Consider the following 22608-nt stretch of genomic DNA (forward strand, 5'->3'; position numbering starts at 1 on the left):
TATGAGCCGACGTGGCAACTGCCACGACAACGCGGTTGCAGAAAGCTTCTTTCAACTTCTCAAACGAGAACGAATTAAGCGGAAAACTTACAGAAGCCGGGAAGAGGCCCGGCAGGACGTATTTAATTATATAGAGATGTTCTATAACCCGATTCGCCGCCATGGACACAATGGCAACTTATCTCCAATAAAATTTGAAGAAAAGTTTGTTAGTAAAGTTGGGGGTGTCTAGTAAATTAGTGGCGATTCACCCCAGCCATTTTACCACATGCTCTGTATCTCATTTTGATTAATTCCTTTTGGATGTAAGGGCAGGCCCCGGGGGGGGGATGGGCCTGCCCTTTTCGGGAGGAAGCACCAGATTTCCCTAAACGGTAATAATGTTACCTTGGTCCATCAGTGCCTGGAGGATTGCATCAGGGTCAGTTACACCTAATGCCGCCCCCAAAGAGTCTGCTGTTACGCCACTCAGTAGAATGTTTTGCCCGATGCTGCTGTTCGCGTCGCGAATGCTAAGGATCAGGTTGGCATTTGCATCTGCGGTCAGCTCTAATTCCCAATTCATACTGGCGCCGGCGGTGTTGAAGATGTCTGCAAGATTGATCACGTCACCTTCAGCAATACTGAAGTCACTGATGGCATGAGTCGAATCTTCGCTGTATTGGAAAGCAAAGGTATCCTGGCCAGTTCCGCCGACAAGTATGTCATTGCCTTGATGGCCCCAGAGAATATCGTCACCAAGTCCCCCGACAAGGTAATCATCTCCTGCGCCCCCATTCAGTATGTCGTTGCCGTCACCACCGTACATGGAGTCATTGCCGTCACCGCCAAAAAGCGAGTCATTTCCCTCTTCTCCATAAAGAACGTCAGCCCCGTCTAGACCATGCAAGGTGTCGTTATCCTCGCCGCCAAAGATGCTGTCGTCATCATCTCCCCCTTCCAGCCAGTCGTTTCCTGCGCCGGAAGTGATATAATCTTGGCCTGCTCCGCCATAGATGGTGTCGTTTCCGCCACCATCCCACAGCCAATCATCCCCGTCTTCACCGTAAATAAGATCGTGCCCGTTTCCACCCCACACGGTATCTGCGCCAGCGCCTCCGTATATGGTGTCGTTGTCATTGCCGGCATTGATGTTGTCGTCCCCGTCTCCTCCGAGAATGCTGTCGTTGCCATCGGCAGAGTAGAGTGTATCGTTGCCGTTTCCACCTACCAGCGTGTCATTCCCTTCGTTTGCCCATATTTTGTCATCTCCGTCTTCACCGTACAGCTTGTCATCTCCAAGGCCGCCTTCAAGGTAGTCATTGTCTGCCCCCCCGAGCAGCGTGTCATTTCCTGAATCTCCATAAAGAGAATCTTCGCCTATCCCGCCTAGCAGGCTGTCACTGCCATCGCCGCCTTTCAGAAGATCGTTCCCGAAGTCTCCCTCTAGGGTGTCATTTCCTGCACCGCCGGAGAGGGTGTCATCACCCCCGTTGGGGTCGGTGCCAAAGTCGTCGCCAAGCAGCCAGTCGTTCCCTTCTCCTCCTTCCAGGTCGTCTGCCCCTTGTCCTCCAAACAGAAAATCGTTTCCGCCACCACCGATGAGTGAGTCATTCCCTTCTTCCCCTTCCAGATAGTCCGCACCCTCATTGCCGAGCAGCGTGTCATTTCCCGTATCTCCGAATAACGTATCGTTACCCAGCTCTCCTTCAAGCAGGTCGTTATCGGCTCCGCCTTCCAGCCAGTCATTGCCTTCACCTCCAGTGATGCTGTCTTTGCCAGCGCCGCCGTATATGGTGTCGTTTCCTCCCTGCCCGTGAAGTGTGTCGTCGCCAGCCTGCCCGGAAAGCGTATCACTGCCTGCACCGCCCCAGATTTTGTCGTCACCGCCGCCGCCAAGGATGGTGTCGTTTCCGGCGTCTCCATACAAAGAGTCAGCCCCTAGGCCACCCCGAATGCTGTCATCGCTATTGCCAGTTGTAATTGTTCCGCCGGCGTTCGCGTTTAGTATGACAGTGTCTTCGCCATCCCCTGTGTCGATAGTGATCTGAGTTCTTTCGTCGGAATTGTTGATGCTTATTGTATCGTTGCCAGCGCCGGAATCGATCTGAAGGGCATTGTTGTCAGCAGAAAAACTGATCGTGTCATCTCCGGCTCCACTGGTAACCTCAAAGCTTTGAGGTTCTTCGATAGCATATTCCGCCCCGGGAAATGTGCCTGTACCGTAGCCGAGGCTCCCTGTAATTGTATCGTTCCCTGAGCCGGTAGATACCTCGCCACGAAATGCATTATTAATGGTGACGCTACTTGCTTCTTCTCCGCCAAGTGTAACGTAGGTGCCGACAAAGTCAGTCAGCTCAACTGATGCCGCATGGTCTCGTTCCAGATGTACATTAACAACAGAGCCCCAGCCGGAGTCTACGGTTGCGCTGATCGCGTTATCTATTTCACTGACAGTTGAAATGCTGGGACCACCGATCGGACTTGGGCCGATTGCCGCACCTACATCCCATACACGGCTTTCGGTTGCATCTAAGCAGCGTGAAGGATCATCCCACATGGGATAAGCGTCCTGATTGTTAAACGTGAGAATTAGTCCGTCGGGAACAAGCGGAAGTTGATTGTCAGGTCCTGCTTCGTTTGTCCCAGATAATAATGAATCCGTTGGAAGCAGAGGGATTTCCATAGAAGTTGTATCGAAGGTAATTCCCCGAATTCCATCCAATCCATGAAGCCCTTCAATGATTGCGCCGGCATCGTCGCGGTATTCTCCAGTTCCTCCACCTTGGGGTTGGTCTCCGGCTTCGGGGGTGATGACTGCAGTAGCATCCAACGTTGCAAGAAGTTGTGCGATATTAACTTCCGTGCTTTCTGGTGTTGCTAACGCAAGCAGGTCCTCATAACCGCTTCCATCAATGGTTATCGGGGCTTCTCCCGGAATATTCAAAATCAGACTGTTTCCTTCTTTTATAATAGAAGCATCATCTAAATTAAGGGTGGGGGCAATAAGCTGAAGCTCACCAACTATAATTCGGCTTCCTTCAGCGGATAAATCTGTATAAAGCGTATCTGGGCTGTGCTCTTGTGCTTTTATCATTTCGCTCCCTTCCCTGTTTTGGGTTGCCTTGTGACAGTCTTAACCTTTCGAGCTAAAGCAAATGCTATGCCAGTAAGAGAAGAGTATTTTGTTCTTTTTTTATCTGGTGTTAGAGAGGTGGGACGGGAGGGGGATAGTTTGGAATATTGCGATGCGTAATATCTTGAGGGGGCTTCGTTAAATGTTGAGGCTCTGATAATATAAAAGGCAGAAGAGATATCTCTTCTGCCTTTTGTATTATCAGCTGATGTTGCTGGCGGTCGGGTGAGACGACATTGCGTCACAAAACGCAGGGATTTTGTCTGCATCAAGTGGTGGACTATAATAATATCCTTGAATTATTCGGCAACCAAGGCTTTGCAACTTATTCAGCTGCTCCTTTGTTTCAACAAATTCTGCAACAATCTCTACGCCTAACTGGCTACATAATTGATTGATGGAATAGATAATTTCAGCACTATTTTCGCAATGTTCAATATCTCTTGTCAGGATGCAGTCAAGCTTTAAGCTGTCAGCCTGAAGCAATTTTAGGTACCTTATTGAACTGTGTCCCATGCCAAAATCATCAATAGCAAGTTTGGCTCCAGCCTTTTGAAGTTGCTGCAGTGTTCCGTTTTTAAATACTTGATCCGTTAAAGCTTTTGCTTCAGTCACCTCTAGTTTCACTAGCTGCGAGGAAATAGCTGTCTCTTGGATTATTGAGAGATACCTGTCAGGGAAAACAGGGTCTTCCAACTGCTTGCTTGAAACATTAACCGACATGGTTAGCTGCCTGATTCCTGCCGCCCGCCATTGAGAAAGCTGATTAACAGAGGTGCGAAGAATCCATTCTCCAAGCTCTATGATTTTGTCTGTTTCTTCTGCCAATTGAATAATAACTGGCGGTGGAATCATCCCGAATTTAGGGTGATTCCACCTGATAAGACTCTCAACTCCGACAACCCTTTCTGTAGTGCTGTCAACTTGTGGCTGATAGACAAGGTAGATTTCGTTTTTTTTGATCGCTGGAAAGATGTCCACTGCTAATCCGCGAGCAATTGTTCCAAGGTCTCCTGGCTGTTGCAGAAGCCGGCGACCACTTTCAGGGCTGAAGGCTACTTCCATGAGATCATTAAATTTTTTCTTTGACGTAATATTTCTCAGTCGTGTGTCGAGCGATATAAATGGTAAATATATGAAGGCCGATACGATAATGCACGAGAGTTGTAATATTGATCCGGCAATGCTGCCGGTAGCTGCGTAAGCATTAAGTAGTAGCGGGGTATTCCATGCAACTTCGTTCAGGGTATAAGGGGCAAAGCCGGTAGTCATAGCAACATAGGCGATCATCTGTGTTGTAAGCGGGGCAAGGATGAAGGGAATCAGAAGTGCCGGATTCAGAACAATCGGTATGCCGAAAATGAGTAGTTCATTTACGTTAAATATAGCAGGGATAATGGAAAAAAATGCAATTTTGCGAATCATAAGGTCCTTGCAGCCTATGAAAATTGCAAGGATGAGGCCTGCAGAGGCACCTGAACCTCCAACCGAAGTGAAACAGTCAAAAAAGGCCTTCGTATAATGAAATGAAGACGAAAGGTCTCCCTGATGAGGATTGACGTACAGCTCCTGCATGACAGGCTCCAGAATATTTGAACCATGTATGCCGAAGAACCAGAAAACATGACGTGAAAAATTATAAAGGGTAGCACTGCTGATGGAGTCCGCCCCCAGACTTGTGAAAGGGGCAGCTATTGTGCGGTAGATGTATTCGTATGTGTTACTGACTCCTAAGCTGCAAGCTCCTGCTTTGATAAGAGCAAAAACTGAGATTGTTATCAGTGCGGGGATAGCGAGTAATAAGAGTTGGGAGATGGTGGTGTCGAAAACATCTTTTGTCGAGACACTGCGAAGAAGGTTCGCTCGCAATAATGTTTTAAATAAAAAACAGGAAAGTAGAGTGATGATCAAGGTGAGAAACAGGCCCTGTACTCCTAGCCATTTAATGGGCAGTTGGCCATCTAAAGCGGGGCCAAGTGTACATGCGACAGAACTGCTTGCAACTACTGTGAAGGCCAAGGGCGGTGTGTATCGTGGCGATTCTGAATTTTGGATAAGTCCAATGTGATAGGATAGGCTTATGCAGACAACCACGGACATGATCCCGAAGCTTCCATTGTAAAGGAAGTTGCCAAAGTCTTTCTAGTTCGTACCGAACTGGTCTGACATGAAGTTTTGATACCCCTCAAGAGGGAAGGAATTCATAAGGATGGCTACTACGCCGGGGATTAAAACTATAAGTGTAATTCCGAAAGTATTTCGTAGCGCAGATACTAACGGTAGCTCTGCAAAATGTGATATTTTTTGTAAATATTTCATGGCCAACCTAAGGGTCGTGTTAGTCGATTCTATGCTGAAAGCACAGTCATGCCATTTGGTCGGTCTTGTTTTTACCTATGGCTTGAGTTTGAATGGTATTTCTAAACATTAATCCAGTATTCGAGTTTAAAAAGGCTACTTGCATAGATATAAGGTGGATTTGTTTTTTCCTGTCGCTTTACTGTGGTACATTGCTTGGTCCGCCTGATCTATAGCATCCAATGCAGTAGTGTTTTGTGAAAAAGCTCCACCTATAGAAACTGTGACTTTTAGCTTTGTATCATGCACATTCGTCCATGCATTCTCAATATGAGTTCGTAGTCGTTCGGCCATTTCGCCCAATGCTGTGTAGGTGGTGTTGGGGACAAAGACTACAAACTCTTCTCCTCCCCAACGAATAAGAGTGTCTCTTGAGCGTATCGTAGCTGCTAGTGTTGTTGCGACAACTTTTAAGACTCTGTCACCTGTTTCGTGCCCATATGTGTCGTTGATCACCTTAAAGTCATCTATATCAATAAAGAAAATTCCAAATGGTGTGCCGTAGAGCTGTTGCGACTGGTCCATCTGCTTGATGAGTTGTTGCCCGTATCGTCTGTTGCCCACTGCAGTTAGCGGGTCAAGGAGGCTTGCTTTCCGTAGCTTCTGAAGTTCATTCAGAAGGATATGAGGGGCAGGTGAGGGGGATATTGTAAATATCTGTACTGCGCCATTTATCAGCTTATTATCTGAGAAAGTGGGAAGAAAGGAGGCCATAACGCTAACTTTATGCCCCTTTTGATGGTGTAGATGCATGGGGACTGAGATAGTTGTTTCGCCTTGAAGAGCTTTATACAACAGGCATGTATCACAACATAAATAATGTTTTTTTTGTGCGGGACAGATGGCAGCCTCAGAACAGTGTGTTCCGATCAGGTCATATGCACTGCATCCACATACTTGCTCTGCACTGCGATTCCAGAAGACGACCTTGCGGTCCATATTGATGCTGCATACCCCGTCGCTGAGGCTGCTAAGTGCATGATGCGCAAGTAGAAAACTCTTCATTCTTTGCCCTTTGTTTGAATCTTTTCCTCAGAAAATGCCTGTTTCAATACAGGGTTTTTATGGACCTTGTTTCGGGATGCAAACGTGCTGCATTACAATTTTGCGCCCTCCCACAGTAGTGTTTTGAAGGGGGGACACTACAGGGAGGGCGCGCTACAGGATGGTTGTAGGCAGCACTAAGCCTAATGCGGGGGGGATTGCACCATCCTTAATATAGACCAGAAGCGGGATTGCTGGAACTTCTGTGTCTATTCTGTAGCAATTTATTATATTGTATTACTTGTTGGTGAGAGTTCATGAATCTTATATGATGCCCGGTATATAATTGCGCAAAAAATATTTATTTGAAATTGTAATTTGTTATTTGTAAAGGCGTGTTGCCAATTTTACTGGTCACCAAGTGGAAGATGGCGTGTTTTTTTATTTTGTAATAGCTATACGGGTAAAATGAATTGTAGAACGCTATATCAAGTGTTTGTCATCATAACAATGCATAAGTGCGCAAGCTTATCTAAAATCCATAACATCTAATTTATCTTGATTGATACGTAGCGCTTATACATGCGCTACAAGAGAAACACCGCTTGTTCATGGCGAAGTTATATTCTACTCCATCGACAAACGAAGATTGGACATACCCGTCGAATTGTTTTGGTATTGAATTTATTATTCTGTTTCCGATTTTATTAGAATTTGAAACGTGTGATTCTGTTATTCCACAGCCATTGTCTTTATATAGGATGGAAAACCTGTCTGGACATCTGCTTGTCACTGATATGCTGATAGTCGGACATGGGCATTTGTCAAAAGCATGCTTTATAGAATTTACAATCAGTTCACTTACGAGAACTCCAGATAAAAATAATACACGTTGGCACACATGCACTTCATGTAATTTCATTTGCAGCTTTATTTCTTTGTCTGTTGAAGATAGAATAAGCATTTCAGAAATACTTTTTATGAGGTCGTTAACATTTACGAACTTACTCTTTGAAAGAGAAACAATATCGTGAACTTCTGAAATTATACTTATTCTTTTTAATATATCTTCAAGCGTTGCATTGTGATCATATTGTTCGTCCTGTTCATTGATCATTTTAACCTGAATAATATTTGCAAGCATATTTAAATGGTTTTTGATGCTGTGATGCGCTTCCAGTAACGAGATTTCTTGTTCTTCCGCCAAGGCTTTAAAGCGTGCTTTTTCTGTGAGGTCGCTCAGGCTACGTTCTATTTCGCTTTGGCAAGAACGGAGTAATTCCCCGAGAGGGCCGGACAACTCAATCGGCTCACCGTCCAAAATGCAGATTGTTCCGAAAAATTCACCGTCAGGCCAGCGTATAGGCAGTCCTAAATAAGAGGTCATCCCGAATCGGATATCTGGATTATTATGCCAATACTCGTGATCAAGAGCATCATGGATATAAGTCATGTCGCCCCTGCCAATTGTTTCTTCACAGTATAACCCTAAGCTGAGCTGCTCTTTAGCCCCCAGACTATACGGGTTCCCAGGGGTATTGCTGGTAACGTAAACCTCTATATCCTTAGGATGGAGGCGCATAATCAGAGCTGCAGGAACGTTGGTCACTTCTGCCACTATGTTGGCAATGTTTTGCCAACCCTTGAGCAAGTCCTCTGGAATTTCAGGCTTAGTGGAAGCTGTGATAGGAATTGCAAAGAGTTCCCCCACTGTGGTTTTTATTTGGATATAATTTGACATATGAAACAGATATGTTTGTATAATCATGTTGTTAAAAACTGCATAAGGCCTTTTAGGCCTTTACTCCCCCCCCATGAGGTGTGCGATGAATAAAGCAAAGCATGTGCCATTTTTTTAATCATTTGACTTTAAAGGCTTTTTTTGTGTCTTGTAGTGTCCGCACTTTTTTTTGTGAGTGATTTCTCAATATGCCAAGGTGGCGGCTCAAAATATTGAGAGATGCTTTTGTCTAAATTCGATGGGGAAACTTGTGAGAAAGGTGAAGGAAAATAAGAAAGCGTTAGGGGGATTGCTTGCGCCAGATCTTGAAGAATGCGCTATGCATGTTTTTGAAGAAAGCTTGGACCCGATTGTATTCATTAATAGTGCGTCGGTAATTGTAGGGGCAAATCCGGCTTGCGAGAAGGCTTTCGGGTGGGAAGCTGCTGAGCTGCTTGGGCGTACTATTTTTGAGCTTTTGCCCGCAGAAAATCATGAAACAGCCCGAAGAGTTATTTACCGTGGGCTGAACGGGGCCAATTTTCGTTCTTTAAGGGGCGTTTGCTTTTCGAAGAGTGGAGAGCGGAAAAAATTTTTGGTTTCACTTAGTCGTATTTCGTCTCAGTTGGAAACCAAAAATGTGCTGCTGGCCATTTTTAAAGACCTGACACCACTTCATCGCTACCACGACACCATGGCTTGTACTCTTTTCAAATTCAAATCAAAGGATTGCAGTCTGGGGTGTGGAGGGCAAAAAAAAGATATTGTTAGCGACGCTCATTACTCACAAGATACTCTTGTAATTGATGGAGAATTTTTTACAAGTGTTACCCATGAACTCCGTACTCCTTTAAATGCAGTCATCGGACTTTCTGAGTTGACTTTGCAAACTGAATTGAGTTCAGAAGCAAGGGAGAATATAGAAAAGATATATTATTCTGCAAAGTATGTTGCTGCAATTGTAAGTGATATATTAGACTATACAAAACTTGAGTCGGCAAAAATCGAATTAGAGAAGCGAGCTTTCAATATTAATAACATACTTGAGAGCGTTTACGAGGTTTTCAATCATCAATTCGTAGCTAAGGGGCTTGAATTTAAATTCAAAGGGCTACAAGGGGGGGATGTGTGGATTTGGGGTGACCCTTATCGAGTCGCCCAGGTTGTGATTAACCTGATTGGAAATGCCTTGAAGTTTACCAGCGAAGGGGTTGTTGAACTTACTGCAGTGTCCCGCGCTGAAACCGATAACTCGATAGCAATTGATATTTCAGTGCGAGATACCGGTATCGGAATGAATGATGCTCAGTTGGAGAAGTTGTTTACTGAATTTTCACAAGCTGATGCATCCATCGCGAGGCGTTTTGGTGGGAGCGGTTTAGGCCTTTATATTACTCATAATCTTGTTTCACTAATGGGTGGGAGTATCAGGGCGGAATTTCAAATCGGGAAGGGGGCTTTGTTCGTGGTTTCTTTACAATTTCCAAAAGCTATGCCGCGTGCAGATGGCACAAGACAACTGCGCTCCTCTGTGAACCAAACTCTCTCTTCTGTTGCGGCTGCTGCGAATCACCCTTGTTTTGTAGGCAAAAAGGTTTTGCTGGCTGAGGACAATATAATCAATCAGGAGCTGGCCAAAACTGTATTAGAGCGGGCTGGCTTTTTGGTTTTTGTTGCAAACGATGGTCAGGAAGCCGTGGACTATTGCCGTAAAGAAGATTTTGATCTGATTTTGATGGATGTACAGATGCCCGTATTGAATGGCTTCAGTGCTACAAAAATTATCAGGGAAGAGATTGACAATGCTGTGCCGATTCTTGCTTTTACGGCTAGAAGCATGGAGGCAGACAGAGAAGAAGGGCGACGAGTGGGGGTATCCGGGTTTATTGTTAAACCTGTTGATACGCTAGCTATGTTTGCGCTTTTAGCTGAACAGCTAAAGTGCAAAGGTTTCTGTATTCACGGGGTACCAGAGACTGTAGAGCCTTTTCCGCAAGTGGAAAAGACTCCGGTTATTAATTTGGAGCGCCTTTATAAGCAGTTTGGTGCTAAGTTCGGTGTTGTTGAAAGCAGCTTGGAACGATTCTACTATACACATAAAGATGCTGCTTCTGAGATAGCTGCGGACTTCGAGGCCAATGATTTAGAGACTGCGAGGCGGAAAGCACACATCTTGCAAGGTGTTTCTGGGAATTTGGGGATGGCTGGTGTTCATCTGGCTGCAAAAAATCTGGAAGCCTTAATTCCCGAAGGTGATTCTTCGTCCGTACATGCTGAATTGGAAGCCCTTACTATAGCTTTGAAGCGTGTGATGGAAGAACTGGAGAGTTCTTCATTTCTTGATAGTAAAACGCAGGGTGATATTACGCCGGTAAACACGTCCCTTTTGCTTGAAAATGTCGTGAGCCAGATAAAGCACCATGAATTTCAAGCTTTCGAAACTAGCAAAGCACTTCTGACTGCTGTTGAAAATGATGGCTTGCTAGCACCGATAGTGGCAAATATTGTGGCAGCTCTTGGCAACTTTGATTTCGATGCTGCTGCTACTATTTTGAAACAATTAGAAAAACATGAAGTTTGAGTCGGATATTGAGGAGTGTGTGATGGGGGAAAACTTAAAGCGCAAAGAGCGCATCGTGATTGTCGATGACAGTAAGGAGAACGTGCACCTCCTGAGTGAGCTCCTCACTCAGGAGGGGTATGTTATTAGTCCTTTTACACATCCGGACAGAGCGTTAAGTGGTATCGAGCAACATGGGGCTGACCTTATCCTGCTGGATGTGGATATGCCTTCAATGAGTGGTTTTGATATGATTAGCGTTATTCGAAACGATCTTAACTGCCACGATATCCCGATTATTTTTATAAGCGCGCTTGCCGATATTGAAACACGGATAAAAGCGTTTAAATCCGGAGCAAGGGATTATATTTCAAGGCCTTTTTATCGTGAAGAGGTTTTAGCAAGGGTCACAACCCAGCTTACGCTTAGCCGTCAACATAAAGCCCTGCAGCAGGAAATTGTGCTGAGAAAATCAGCTGAAGAGAGGCTTGTTAATATAAATCAGGAGCTTGAAATCCGTATTGACGAACGGACGAGAGAGCTGCGTGAAGCTTACGAGACTATTAAGGAGCTTAAAGCGGAAGTTGATAATGACAATAGTTACTTGCGTGAGGAGATTTTTCAAAAGCATAATTTTGGTCATATCGTAGGGCAGAGTACTCCACTGAAAGGTCTGTTGACCTTGATTAAGCAGGTTGCAAAAACTGATAGTACCGCTTTACTCCTTGGTGAAACAGGAACCGGTAAGGAACTGATTGCCCGAGCGATTCATAGCAGTAGTGGCAGAAACAGCAGACCGTTGATTAAGGTCGACTGTGCCTCTTTACCTCCCACTTTGATCGAAAGTGAGCTTTTCGGGCATGAGCGTGGAGCTTTTAGTGGAGCAGATCGGGCTCGAACTGGTCGCTTTGAGCTTGCTAATAATGGAACATTGTTTCTTGACGAAATAGGTGAGCTGCCGCTCGCCTTGCAGTCAAAGCTGCTGCGGGTCTTGCAAGATGGCGAATTTGAACGTGTAGGTGGCAATAAGACGCTGAAAACAAATATACGTTTTATTGCTGCAACTCACAGGGATCTGCAAGCCTTTGTCCGCGATGGTAAATTTAGAGAAGACCTGTGGTTCCGGTTGAATGTTTTTCCTATCCGTGTTCCTCCGTTGCGGAGCCGGGTGGAAGATATTCCGCTGCTGGTTAAGCACCTTGTCGAGAAACATAGTTCCAGAATAGGCAAACGTATTTCGAAAGTCCCGGGTTCTGTAATCAGGAAGCTCATTCAATACAGCTGGCCTGAGAATGTGCGGGAGCTGGAAAATATAATTGAAAGGTTGATTATTTTATCTCCTGGCGATGAGTTGGACAGCTCTGCATTACAGTTGCCTTCAGACCTTATTGTACCAGAAAAAAAGCTTAAGCTGAAAGAAGTTGCACCTGAGCATAAGGCTAATGAGTCTCTTGCAGAAGTAGAAAAGAATCACATTGAGCGAGTTCTTGAAGCTGCCGAATGGAAAATTGATGGACCTGGCGGAGGGGCAGAGATTCTGGGCCTGAACCCGAGCACGCTTCGGTTTCGTATGAAGAAGCATAAGATTAAGCGCCCCATCTGATAATCTGGCAGACCTCTACTACGTTGAGAAAGAACAGGGTGTTGGCACGCGTGCTGACGCCCTTTTTTATGCGGATGAGCACACTCTCCGGGCTGCTTTCATAAGAATACCTGTTGTTACCTGAAGAGACTTTTTAGTGATTTTAAGCTGTAGAGAATTTGAGCAACAAGCTTTTACTTATCTAGAACCGTTCGGATAAATCTCATCCCGTATTGAATTTGGAGTTATTTCAGGGTGGAGATATTGTTAACAGTTTTAAATAGGTATTTATTCTGCACGTTACTACCCCTCACCCTCCCGGATTGTCTAACTTATACCCGAAGGCACTAGTTTCAAAGCCTACCACCTTTACCACAAAAAAGAACGGCAACAGATGAGGTGGTCTGTTGCCGCTTAAGGATTGTTATACGGTTTGCTTCAGTTCACTATCTTTTCGCGCTCTGCTGTCCGGGATTCCAGGCAGGCTTGTTGCAGGCAGCAAGAAACTCATTAATTGCGTCCTGACCGCCTACAAAATCTGCCATCTCAGGCCAGACTTTAGATATTGCAAGTGTTCTCCACTGATCTTCATCGCTCAGAGAGGAGATGGTGACGCCTTCATCAATAAGGAGCTGCTTTGCTTTGCCGGATTCGTTGATCTGATAATCAAGCACGGCTTTCTGAGCAACCTTGCCGCCATCAATAATGATCTGCTGGTATTCCGGTGAAAGTTTGCGGAATACCCGTTCGCTGACGCTAAGCGGCTGAAGCTGATAGGTATAATGCACTTCTGTAATAAACTTCTGGTTTGCTTCAGCAAACTTCATGGCGTTGAATCCGATATATCCATAACACTGACCGTCAACTACTCCCTGTTGCAGGGCCGTAAACGTTTCAGACCAGGAAATCGGTACGGGGTTTGCGCCCCAGGCCTTGTAGCTAGCTAGGAGAACAGCACTTTGCGGAACACGAAACTTCATCCCTTTTATATCTGCCAGTTTGGTGATGGGGCCCTTGGAGTTCGATATGTAGCGAAAATCTGTGTAGGTCCATGTCAGAATCCGGAAACCTCCTTCCTTCACCGCATAACCGTTAAGCAATTCATGTGCAGAGCCATTCGTCGCCTCAACAACGTCTGTCAGCCCGTCAAAGAGATAGGGAAGGGTAAGTACCCCAAGTTTTTTTACAAACGGTACATAGTTTGCGATACCTGCAATGGTAAAGTCCAATGTGCCGCGTCTGACATTGTGGATAGTCTCTGTTTCGCTGCCGAGGGCGCTGGCAAAGAAAAGTTGAACTTCCAACTCTCCGTTGGTCTGTTCTTCCACATACTTTTTAAAGCTTTTGCCGACGACTCCCATTTCAGAATTCTCGGGGTCACCAATGGCCATTTTCATAACGGTTTTGGCATTGGCTGTACTGATGGCAGCAATAATTACTGCAATACTTAACGCCAGACATAATAGGACTTTTTTCATGTGTCTCTCCTTTTTTATATTAGGTATGCCTGCATGTTCAGTTGCAAAGGTTGGTGTTAATTCCCGATCAATTCTGGCAACCAGAGGACTAATTGCGGGAATACTACAAGCAGGAAAACGACGCTGAGATTGACGCACACTAAGGGAATGGCTTTCATGGCAACTCTCTCCAGTGGCTCGTTAGCTATCCCTGATGCTACAAACATGTTTTCACCCAGCGGAGGAGTAGAGAATCCGATTCCGCAACAGCAGACCAGAATGACACCGAAATGCGTAGGGTCCACGCCGAAGGCCTGCATGACAGGAAGCAATACTGGTGTGACTAGTAGGATAATTGCCAATGTTTCCATGAACATACCGATAAAAATAAGGAAGGTGACTACTAATGCCCACACTACGTAAACATTATTTGTGTAATTAAGTATCCAGTTCGCTATTTCTATCGGGATTCTGTACTCGGTCAGAACTCTGCCAAAGGCGTACGCCGTGAAGACAATGATTAGAACACGCCCCGAGAGCCAGGTTGTGGTTTCAAGAGAACGTTTAATTGCTTTAAATTTTATTTCCTTATGGATGAAAAAGCCGACGAACAACGTGTAAAATATTGCCACAACGGCGGCTTCAGTCGGTGTAAATATACCGGCGTAAATGCCGCCGAGGATTATTACCGGGGCCGTAATAGCCCAGAAGCCTTCCTTAAGTGACGCGAAAAGTTTGGAAAGTGACCAGCTATGCTCACCATTACGGTGTGCTCTGCACAGGAACATGTGCGTAAGACTTAAACCCAGCGCAATCATTACACCCGGGATAATACCGGCCATAAACATTTTGGAAATCGACTGCTGACCGGCGACACCGTAGATGACCATCGGGATTGAGGGAGGAATGATAATTCCAACTCCGCCGGCAGTCGCAGTGGCAGCTGCGGCATAACCGGGGCTGTAGCCTTTTCTGGTCATGGCGGGAATCATAAGCATACCCACCGCGGCTGTAGTTGCCGGGCCCGAGCCTGAAATTGCCCCGAAGAAAACACATGCCAGAGCGGTGGAAACGGCTAGGCCGCCTGGGGTTGGCCCGACGATGTTTTCGGCAATTTTGACAAGTCGTTTAGATATACCGGCACATTCCATCAATGCTCCGGCAAGAATGAAACAAGGTAGAGCCATCAGGGGGAAAGAAGACAGCGAAGACGAAGCCATCTGAATAAGAACGCCAAGGTCTGTTCCTTGCAGAATGAATACCGCCATGGCCGCAATGCCAAGGGCGACCATGATGGGAGCACCGAGTAAAAGAAGTACTGCAAAAACAGCAAAAAGGACTTCAGCGATTTCTGTAGGGGACATAACTTACTCACCTTCCTCTGAGAGGGCGTTTTTACTGTCTTGAATTGCCTCCTGATCAGGGTCGGCGATGTTTTGTCCAAAAGCGTAGTGAAGCACATTGACCTGAACGATGCGTATGGCCATGAGCGAAAAGCTGATAGGAAAAGCGATGTAGACCCAACTCAGGCTCCAGTCCAAAGCCGGAGTAAAGTAAGGGAATTCTGCCAGATCAAGCACCTGCAGATAGCCCTGGTATGCCATGATAAGAGCAAAAATCAGCCAGATTGCGTCTGCAAGTAGCAGGCATGCGTTTTTAAACTTAGCAGGAAATTTTGAAAATTGGAGTGTTACTCTGTTCAAGGCTGCTTTTCGTGTTGCATAGCTTGCGCCGAAAAGAATGAACCAGAGAAATGCAAATCTTGAAACTTCTTCAGTCCACGTAAGTGGCCATTGAAAACATCTGAATATAATTTGAAGAAACAGGATGGTAACAAAGAAAATGAGAAGTACCTTACAGAGCATTGCTTCAAAGTTGTCGAGTACATAGGTAACTATCGTCTTTAGCATTAGCACTCCTTTCTTCGTGATTGTATGAAAAACGGGCTTTGATGCGCATGTTACGCACCAAAGCCCGTTCAATTTAAGGGGTCGTCTGGGCCTCGATACCCGCTCGGATTGCATCTACGATGCGATCAATTTCATTATTTGTAACGATGTATGCCGGAGACATTGTCAGTACGTTGTTCAATAACGGAACGCTTCTGTTCATACGGCCCAGAAGGATACCGTTCTGATAGGCATGACCAAGAATGCCGGCTACAAAGCCTTCGTCAACGGGTTCCTTGGTCTTTTTGTTTTTAACAAATTCAATGCCTGCAAACAGGCCTTTACCTCTGATATCACCCACATAAGGCATGTCACTCAGTTCATGCAGGCGATCAAAGAGATACTTGCCGGCTTCCTTCACTCTGTTGAGCAGATTTTCTTCTTCGATAATTTTGATGTTTTCCAGAGCTGCTGCACAACTACCAGCACAGCCGCCGTACGTGCTGATGTCGCGGAAGTAGCCAAACTTATCTGAAGGCTCGGTTACGAAAGCATCAAAAATTTGATTGCTGGCCACGGTACAGGATATGGGCTGGTAAGCACTGGCCATCCCTTTGGCCATTGTCACGATATCAGGCTGCACATCGAAGTGCTGATAGCCGAACCAGGTACCTGTCCGGCCAAAGCCGCATACAACCTCATCCATGATCAAAAGGACGTCGTGCTTCTTACAAATAGCCTGAACCATGGGGAAATATTCTTTCACCGGTTCAAGAATACCGCCGCCTGCTGTAATCGGCTCTACAATAAATGCAGCGACTCTGTCTGCCCCGAATTCAAGGATTTTGCTTTCTACCGCCTTTGCGCAGTCAATTTCACAGTTCGGGTATGTTTTGCCAAAGGGGCAACGATAGCAGAAAGCTTCGGGCACCATTTCAAAATCAGGAACTAAAGGACCGAAACCTGCCCGACGCTCTTCCTGCCCGGTAGCAGACAATGCCGCAATGGTTGTTCCATGATAGTCCCTGTGGCGGTAAAGGATTTTTGTTTTCTGTTTGCTGCCTGTGAGCTGGGCATACAGACGGGACATCTTGAAAGCTTTTTCGTTAGCTTCGGAGCCGCTGTTTGAGAAAAAGGCTCTGCGGGGCAAACCCGGCATAAGATTTACAACCTTTTCAGCAAGTTCAATCGCGGGCAGATTGCCTGCGGTCAGTGCGTAGTACGGCATTGTGCTCAGCTGCTCGTAAACAGAACGGGCGATTCTATCGCGACCGTAGCCTACGTTTACGCACCATACCCCGCCGGAAACTGCATCAAGAAATTCTTTGCCATGGATGTTGGTTAAGGTACACCCTTCGCCTTTGACAAAAATAGGCGGCTCACCATCAAGATATGGTTTGTGCTGAACAAGGTGGTGCCAGACAAAGGACTTATCCCTTTCAATATATTGGTCAGGTTTCATAGCTACTCCTTTTAGTGTTGATGTCGGCAGGGCAGGAATTCCTGCCGACATCAACTTCGGGCTGTTACCAGTTTTTATGGTCGAGGTGAGCGTACTTCGACAGGTGTCTTACAGGCATCTGGAATGCATCGCGGCGGAAAGGCGGTGCAAGGAAGGGAGCACTTCCATCGACCACTATTTCGATAACAGTGGGCTTTTTGTCTTTGATGGCTTTTTCAACAGCCATACCCACATCACCGGGTGAATTTACAGTAATACCCTGAGCACCCATAGATTCTGCAACTTTGGCAAAGCTTGCGGGAACAGGGATATCAACACCGATGAAGTGGTTGTTGAAGAAGTCGACTTGGTTTTTCTTTTCTGCGCACCATGCGCCGTTGCGGAATACACAAGCGACTACTGGCAGGTTCTGCTCCACTGCGGTGCTTACTTCGTGCAGGCTCATGCCCCATGCGCCGTCACCGATGACTGCAACAACAGGGGCTTCAGGCCGTGCCAGCTGCGCACCGAGCGCTGCCGGATACGCAAAGCCGGTGTTGCCGAAGGTCAAAGCCGCAATGTGCATGCCTTTACCGGTGAACTTCAGGTAGCTGTTTGCAGTAGAAGAAACGTTACCGATATCTGTGGTTACAATGGAGTCAGTGGGAAGCACTTTTTGCATTTCCATCAGCGCACGGCGAGGATTGATGGGATTTGCATCTTTCATGGCAAGGTCGTGGATTTCTTTTTCCCATGCTGCCTGCTGCTTTTTCATTTCTTCAATATACTGCAGCTTGGGAGGAACGCTTTCACCTGCTCTGAGTGCATTCAGAATTTCCGTGCTTGATTCACCTGCATCACCGCAGATGCCTACTTCCACGGGGTGGGTTCTGCCGATGTGTTTGGGATTGATATCAATCTGAATTATTTTGGCATTGCCGGTAAAGTAGTTAATGTCATACTGAGGCAGGGTGCCGAAAACTGAAAGGCGTGTGCCTACAGCAAGGACCACATCCGCGTCCTTAAGCATGTTCATCGCAGCTTTCGAGCCCATGTAGCCGATGGGGCCGACAAAGTTGCTGTGTTCGCAGTCAAAAGCGTCGTTGTGCAGGTAAGTGACACCTACAGGTGCCGAAATGAATTCTGAAATTTCGGCAATTACCTGCTTGCAGTCAGCATCTACAACACCGCGACCGGCAAGAATAACAGGGCGCTTAGCCTGCCTCAACAAGCTGGCCGCTCTTTTAATGTCTTCAAGCGAACCGCAGCCGCGGGCGGAAACGCGGTACTGATGAGGCTCAAGAATACGCTCTTCAAGCTCTCCATAAAAATAGTCGCGCGGGATATCATACAAAACTGCACCACGATCCGCGTAAGCAATGCGGAACGCCGTCCGGAGGCAGTCTGCGGCACGCTTGGGATGCGGTACCCGTACGACAGCTTTGGTAATGGGGCGGAACAGGTTTACCTGATCGCACTCCTGAAAGCCGTCCCAGCCTACGCTGACTGTCCCGGCAGACGGAGAGAGCACAACAACCGGAGTGTGCGCATGGGTGGCTGCTGCAACTGATGTAACCATGTTGGTGATGCCGGGGCCGTTCTGGCCGGTACATACGCCGCAACGGCCGGAAACGCGTGAGTACGCGTCTTCCATATGGGCCGCAGTCTGCTCATGGCGTACCGGAATAAAATTGATGCCCGCAGTCGGGAACAGGTCGAGCATATCCATGAACGCAGAACCAACAATACCGGAAACGTGTGTAACGTTTTCTTTGACCAGAGTTTCTACAATCGCTTCGCTTGGAGTCATTTTTACTTTTTGGCTCATGTGTATCATCCTTTAATCAAAGTGCTAAAAGTTACAGTTTGTGCTGGTAAGGTTAAACAAGGACTTCTTCCACGTCATAAACCGGCAGGTTGAAAGCCTCTGCAACGGCTTTGTACGTGCATTTACCGTCTGCGATGTTGATTCCGAGTGCTAACGGTTTGTTCTGGCTGCATGCTTTTTTCCAACCTGCGGTGGCAAGCTGGATTGCGTAAGGCAGAGTTGCGTTGGTAAGTGCAAAGGTTGAAGTTCTGGGCACTGCACCGGGCATGTTGGCAACAGAGTAGTGGACAACTTCATGCTTAAGGTAAGTTGGTTCGGCGTGAGTGGTCACTCTGTCAATTGTTTCAACAGAGCCGCCCTGATCTATCGCTACGTCTACGATGACGCTGCCGGGCTTCATTGCTTTTACCATCGCTTCCGAAATGAGCTTTGGAGCTTTTGCACCGGGAATCAGAACTGCACCGACCAGCAAGTCTGCATCTGCTGAAAGTTCCGCAAGTGCGCTGCGCGTAGAGTACATGGTGGAAATACGAGCGCCATAAAGCTCATCAAGATACCGCAGGCGATCAAGATTGGTATCAAGAATGGTGACTTTAGCACCGACGCCCATAGCCATCTGCGCTGCGTTTATACCGACAACACCACCGCCTACGATAACCACATGAGCCTGAGGTACACCAGGCACTCCGCTGGGCAGGATACCAGCCCCGTTGTGGTGCTTGCTTAATAAAGATGTGCCGACCAGCGTTGCCATTCTGCCGGCAACTTCAGACATAGGAGCAAGCAGGGGCAAGCTGCCGTCTTTAAGTTGGATGGTTTCATACGCTATCGCGGTTACACCGGAATCAATCAGAGCTTTTGTCAGGGCAGGTTCTGCCGCAAGGTGCAGGTAGGTGAACAGCAATAAGCCCTTTCTGAAGTAAGGATACTCAGCAGGTAACGGCTCCTTTACTTTCAGAACCATATCAGCCTTGCTCCAGACATCCTTTGCTGCTGGTAAAATTTCAGCGCCAGCGTCCATGTATTCCTTGTCGGTAATTCTGCTGCCTATGCCTGCATTTTTCTCGATTAAAATTGTATGTCCTTCAGTCTTTAAAGCTTCAACTCCTGCGGGGGTGATGGCAACTCTGTGTTCGTTAGCTTTAATCTCTTTCGGTACACCGATGATCATGAAACACTCCTTAAATTTCAGATAGTCGCAGGAAATGGCACTGCGATAATGAGGTGAATGGTTTCTCAACTCGCGCTTCCGATTGTATTGTGAGATCGGTAATTGATTGCGCTTTGTGGGATGGTAAGAGCATGTAGTGTGCCATTTTTTTGTCTGTGTGCTTAATTATCTGAAATGTAATTGTTTTTAACGGATGTTTGACTTGCTTGAAGATTGTATTGAGTCATTTATGAATTGCTGTAGGTAGTTCTTTCTTGAATTTACTTGTTTTACTCTGAAAAATAATGCAACACTGCATTATAAGTGTGGTGTAAAAGCTTGTATAACGGCGGTTAAAGAGTTTTCGGACGAGGTGGCTCAATATGGTTGGGTATGTTGTAGTCTCTGGAGATGATTGGAAAATTGAACGCGTTAATTTACAGCGCTATGTAACTGTTGATTTTCGTAAACTACTTGAGCGGGAAGAATCATTTTTGAATTGTTTGTGTGAACAGGGGGTAAGAAGGGCTGTTCAGTCCGTAGAAGAGATGAGGATGGTCACAGTCCGGTTTAAAGATACCTCGTGCTATACGATGAGGTGGGTATGGGGGGATGATAGCCTTCAAAAGAGAGTTGTTCTCCTTGCGGAAGACGGAGGAGACGTTGAAGACCTTGGGATGTGTTCTCACGAATTGGAGACGCTTCTCGACTCTTTATACGACGGGATATGGGTCATTGACCGCCACGGCATTACTGTTCGCGTTAATAAAGCTATGGAGAGGATTGCCGGTATCAAGGCATCAGATGTTACCGGGATGCACGTTCTGTCTGCCGTGGAACTAGGGTATACGGAGACAGCTGTGACTTTAAAGGCCATGGAGGCTAAGCAACCAGTAACAATGTTTGATGTTTATAGAAGTGGAATACGTTGCCTGAATACGAGTACACCGATTTATAATCAGGCTGGAGAAGTGTGGGGAGTTATAGCGTGCATTCGCGATATGACTGAGATTGAGGAGTTGCAGAAAAAGCTTTTGCGGTATGAATGGGAAGCAAGAGCATATAATGAGCGGGTGGGAAAAGATGATTATTTCACTTTTGAGGTGCCATCCAGCGATCTTACCGGAGTCCAGCGCGAATTGGCAAAAGCTGCGTCCGTTAACCATCCCGTTTTATTGCTGGGGGAGACCGGCACTGGAAAGACCTTTGCAGCCTCTCGCATACATGAGTTGAGTTATCGCCAAAGTAAGCCCTTTGTGCCGGTTAACTGTGGTGCTATTCCCCCTGACCTACTTGAAGCGGAACTGTTCGGGTACGAAGGTGGAGCTTTTACTGGCGCAAAGCAGGCTGGCAAACTCGGCGTGGTTGATCTGGCTGAAGGGGGAACGGTCTTTCTTGATGAAGTGGCGGAATTACCCTTGGCAATGCAGGTTAAACTTCTGCATCTGCTTGATGGCAGTGGATACCGTAGAGTGGGGGGACGGCAACAGATCATTCCCGATATACGGGTGATTGCAGCCACAAACCATTCTTTAGATAGCTTGTTACACTCTGGTAAATTCCGGCGCGATTTGTATTACAGGTTGTGCGGGCTCGTAGTCACACTTCCTGCCCTTCGAGGGAATCCGCAGCAGATTAAAATCTGGGTGGACTTCTTCCTCAAGCGTATCCAACGAGATGCCGGCAAAAAAAGGTTGCTTTCTCCTGCCGTGCTGGAGGCTCTATGCGAGCATTCCTGGCCCGGAAACCTGCGAGAACTGAAAACCTGTATTGAGTTGATGTTTGAACTTTCGGAAACTGAAGTCGTCGGGCTAGACTGTCTGCCTGAATCCATTAGTTCTACGGGTAAAAGGCAAAGAGAACATAGGCCGGTGAGACTTAACGATGCAGTAGAATCCTTAGAAAAAGAATTGATTTTAGCCTCGCTGGAGAGAACGGGCAGCACCTATAAAACAGCAAAGGAGCTTGGCGTTAGTCAAGCTACGGTTGCGAGAAAAGCTAAAAGATACAGAGCACACAAAGACTATATTGAACACGAGCCCTTGTATTAGTTCTAACTGATGAAATGCTAAGTGAAATAGCGTTGGCCTGATGGTGCATTGTGTATGTCGCAGGGTATTGCGGCTCTGTGATATGTTTTATTTTTTCTTGAGGGCTGCTGTTTGTTTCATAACATGGTTAAAAAATACTTTAACCAGAATTGCTTAGTTTTATTGGCAGATAGTTGAATTTTGAAATTGCATTGTGCAGTTACAGTGGGTGTAATTTATTTTGTTATGTAGTCATCTGAATATTAATTTGTATAATTATAATACATGGTCATGAGTCTTGTTTTTTCATGTATATATTAAAATGAGCTTGTTATGTAGTTTTGTAAAATAAGCAATAATAACTTTAACATTATATTGGATGTTATTGCAATCGCCAGCAGGACATCGCTCATGTAGTTGGCAATGTCTTGTCACTTTTTAGAGTTTCAATAAAGAATACATAAAAGTGGCTTGCCTAATCCTCTGCCAAATAT

Annotated in this window: 14 protein-coding genes and 1 pseudogene; 4 read left to right on the forward strand and 11 right to left on the reverse strand. The window is 46.2% G+C overall.

Annotated features, from left to right (window positions below; genetic code table 11):
* On the forward strand, positions 1-232 hold a 232-nt coding region (locus ACK5LI_RS13525; RefSeq protein ID WP_416946081.1), incomplete at its 5' end, for an IS3 family transposase.
* A gap of 135 nt (positions 233-367) precedes the next feature.
* On the opposite strand, the gene ACK5LI_RS13530 is transcribed toward ACK5LI_RS13525, so the two are convergent.
* The 5 genes and pseudogenes from ACK5LI_RS13530 to ACK5LI_RS13550 all read right to left on the reverse strand — a co-directional run bounded on the left by ACK5LI_RS13530 (position 368) and on the right by ACK5LI_RS13550 (position 8225).
* Positions 368-3076 carry a calcium-binding protein gene (locus ACK5LI_RS13530; RefSeq protein ID WP_416950241.1) on the reverse strand — a complete coding sequence of 903 codons (2709 nt, stop codon included), beginning with the start codon at positions 3074-3076 and terminating at the stop codon, positions 368-370.
* A gap of 240 nt (positions 3077-3316) precedes the next feature.
* Complete coding sequence (locus tag ACK5LI_RS13535; RefSeq protein ID WP_416950445.1) at positions 3317-4405, reverse strand: EAL domain-containing protein; 1089 nt, start codon at positions 4403-4405, stop codon at positions 3317-3319.
* 24 nt (positions 4406-4429) lie between these two features.
* Positions 4430-5227 (reverse strand): annotated as a pseudogene (locus ACK5LI_RS13540) (PTS transporter subunit EIIC); the annotation flags it as partial.
* Between the two features lie 342 nt (positions 5228-5569).
* Positions 5570-6478, reverse strand: a complete 909-nt coding sequence (locus ACK5LI_RS13545; protein ID WP_416950243.1) for a diguanylate cyclase — start codon at positions 6476-6478, stop codon at positions 5570-5572.
* Between the two features lie 532 nt (positions 6479-7010).
* Entirely contained in the window at positions 7011-8225 is a 1215-nt protein-coding gene (locus ACK5LI_RS13550) for a GAF domain-containing protein (protein WP_416950245.1), read from the reverse strand.
* Positions 8226-8448: 223 nt separating this feature from the next.
* Here ACK5LI_RS13550 and ACK5LI_RS13555 point away from each other — a divergent pair, with 223 nt between their 5' ends.
* Both ACK5LI_RS13555 and ACK5LI_RS13560 read left to right on the forward strand, forming a co-directional pair.
* Complete coding sequence (locus ACK5LI_RS13555) at positions 8449-10758, forward strand: response regulator (protein WP_416950247.1); 2310 nt, start codon at positions 8449-8451, stop codon at positions 10756-10758.
* 22 nt (positions 10759-10780) lie between these two features.
* Positions 10781-12340 (forward strand): sigma-54-dependent transcriptional regulator, encoded by a 1560-nt coding sequence (locus ACK5LI_RS13560; protein WP_416950249.1) that lies wholly within the window; start codon positions 10781-10783, stop codon positions 12338-12340.
* A 425-nt stretch (positions 12341-12765) separates the two neighbouring features.
* Here ACK5LI_RS13560 and ACK5LI_RS13565 read toward each other — a convergent pair whose 3' ends face one another.
* The 6 genes from ACK5LI_RS13565 to ald form a co-directional block, all read right to left on the reverse strand.
* The gene (locus ACK5LI_RS13565; protein WP_416950251.1) at positions 12766-13797 is read right to left on the reverse strand and encodes a TRAP transporter substrate-binding protein; all 1032 of its coding nucleotides are present in this window, start codon (positions 13795-13797) and stop codon (positions 12766-12768) included.
* 56 nt (positions 13798-13853) lie between these two features.
* Complete coding sequence (locus tag ACK5LI_RS13570) at positions 13854-15140, reverse strand: TRAP transporter large permease (protein ID WP_416950253.1); 1287 nt, start codon at positions 15138-15140, stop codon at positions 13854-13856.
* Positions 15141-15143: 3 nt separating this feature from the next.
* The gene (locus ACK5LI_RS13575) at positions 15144-15686 is read right to left on the reverse strand and encodes a TRAP transporter small permease (RefSeq protein WP_416950255.1); all 543 of its coding nucleotides are present in this window, start codon (positions 15684-15686) and stop codon (positions 15144-15146) included.
* Between the two features lie 73 nt (positions 15687-15759).
* Positions 15760-17127: an aspartate aminotransferase family protein gene (locus ACK5LI_RS13580; protein WP_416950257.1), complete on the reverse strand. Its 1368-nt coding sequence runs from the start codon at positions 17125-17127 to the stop codon at positions 15760-15762.
* 64 nt (positions 17128-17191) lie between these two features.
* Positions 17192-18934 carry a sulfoacetaldehyde acetyltransferase gene (xsc, locus tag ACK5LI_RS13585; RefSeq protein WP_416950259.1) on the reverse strand — a complete coding sequence of 581 codons (1743 nt, stop codon included), beginning with the start codon at positions 18932-18934 and terminating at the stop codon, positions 17192-17194.
* Positions 18935-18986: 52 nt separating this feature from the next.
* Positions 18987-20105, reverse strand: a complete 1119-nt coding sequence (gene ald, locus ACK5LI_RS13590) for an alanine dehydrogenase (protein ID WP_416950261.1) — start codon at positions 20103-20105, stop codon at positions 18987-18989.
* 362 nt (positions 20106-20467) lie between these two features.
* Between ald and ACK5LI_RS13595 the strand changes: the two genes are divergently transcribed.
* A complete protein-coding gene (locus ACK5LI_RS13595; protein ID WP_416950263.1) occupies positions 20468-22135 on the forward strand; it encodes a sigma-54 interaction domain-containing protein in 1668 nt (555 codons plus the stop codon).
* The last annotated feature ends 473 nt before the right edge of the window (positions 22136-22608 follow it).

Origin of the sequence: Oleidesulfovibrio sp., assembly GCF_047973035.1 — a bacterium.
Classification (GTDB): Bacteria; Desulfobacterota; Desulfovibrionia; order Desulfovibrionales; family Desulfovibrionaceae; genus Oleidesulfovibrio.

What these genes read in the sequence shown, in the direction of transcription:
- ACK5LI_RS13545 (WP_416950243.1), bottom strand. Translation starts at nt 6,478, where the DNA reads ATGAAGAGTTTTCTACTTGCGCATCATGCACTTAGCAGCCTCAGCGAC.
- ACK5LI_RS13595 (WP_416950263.1), top strand. Translation starts at nt 20,468, where the DNA reads ATGGTTGGGTATGTTGTAGTCTCTGGAGATGATTGGAAAATTGAACGC.
- ACK5LI_RS13550 (WP_416950245.1), bottom strand. Translation starts at nt 8,225, where the DNA reads ATGATTATACAAACATATCTGTTTCATATGTCAAATTATATCCAAATA.
- xsc (WP_416950259.1), bottom strand. Translation starts at nt 18,934, where the DNA reads ATGAGCCAAAAAGTAAAAATGACTCCAAGCGAAGCGATTGTAGAAACT.
- ACK5LI_RS13580 (WP_416950257.1), bottom strand. Translation starts at nt 17,127, where the DNA reads ATGAAACCTGACCAATATATTGAAAGGGATAAGTCCTTTGTCTGGCAC.
- ACK5LI_RS13565 (WP_416950251.1), bottom strand. Translation starts at nt 13,797, where the DNA reads ATGAAAAAAGTCCTATTATGTCTGGCGTTAAGTATTGCAGTAATTATT.
- ACK5LI_RS13535 (WP_416950445.1), bottom strand. Translation starts at nt 4,405, where the DNA reads ATGATCGCCTATGTTGCTATGACTACCGGCTTTGCCCCTTATACCCTG.
- ACK5LI_RS13570 (WP_416950253.1), bottom strand. Translation starts at nt 15,140, where the DNA reads ATGTCCCCTACAGAAATCGCTGAAGTCCTTTTTGCTGTTTTTGCAGTA.
- ACK5LI_RS13575 (WP_416950255.1), bottom strand. Translation starts at nt 15,686, where the DNA reads ATGCTAAAGACGATAGTTACCTATGTACTCGACAACTTTGAAGCAATG.
- ACK5LI_RS13560 (WP_416950249.1), top strand. Translation starts at nt 10,781, where the DNA reads ATGGGGGAAAACTTAAAGCGCAAAGAGCGCATCGTGATTGTCGATGAC.
- ald (WP_416950261.1), bottom strand. Translation starts at nt 20,105, where the DNA reads ATGATCATCGGTGTACCGAAAGAGATTAAAGCTAACGAACACAGAGTT.
- ACK5LI_RS13530 (WP_416950241.1), bottom strand. Translation starts at nt 3,076, where the DNA reads ATGATAAAAGCACAAGAGCACAGCCCAGATACGCTTTATACAGATTTA.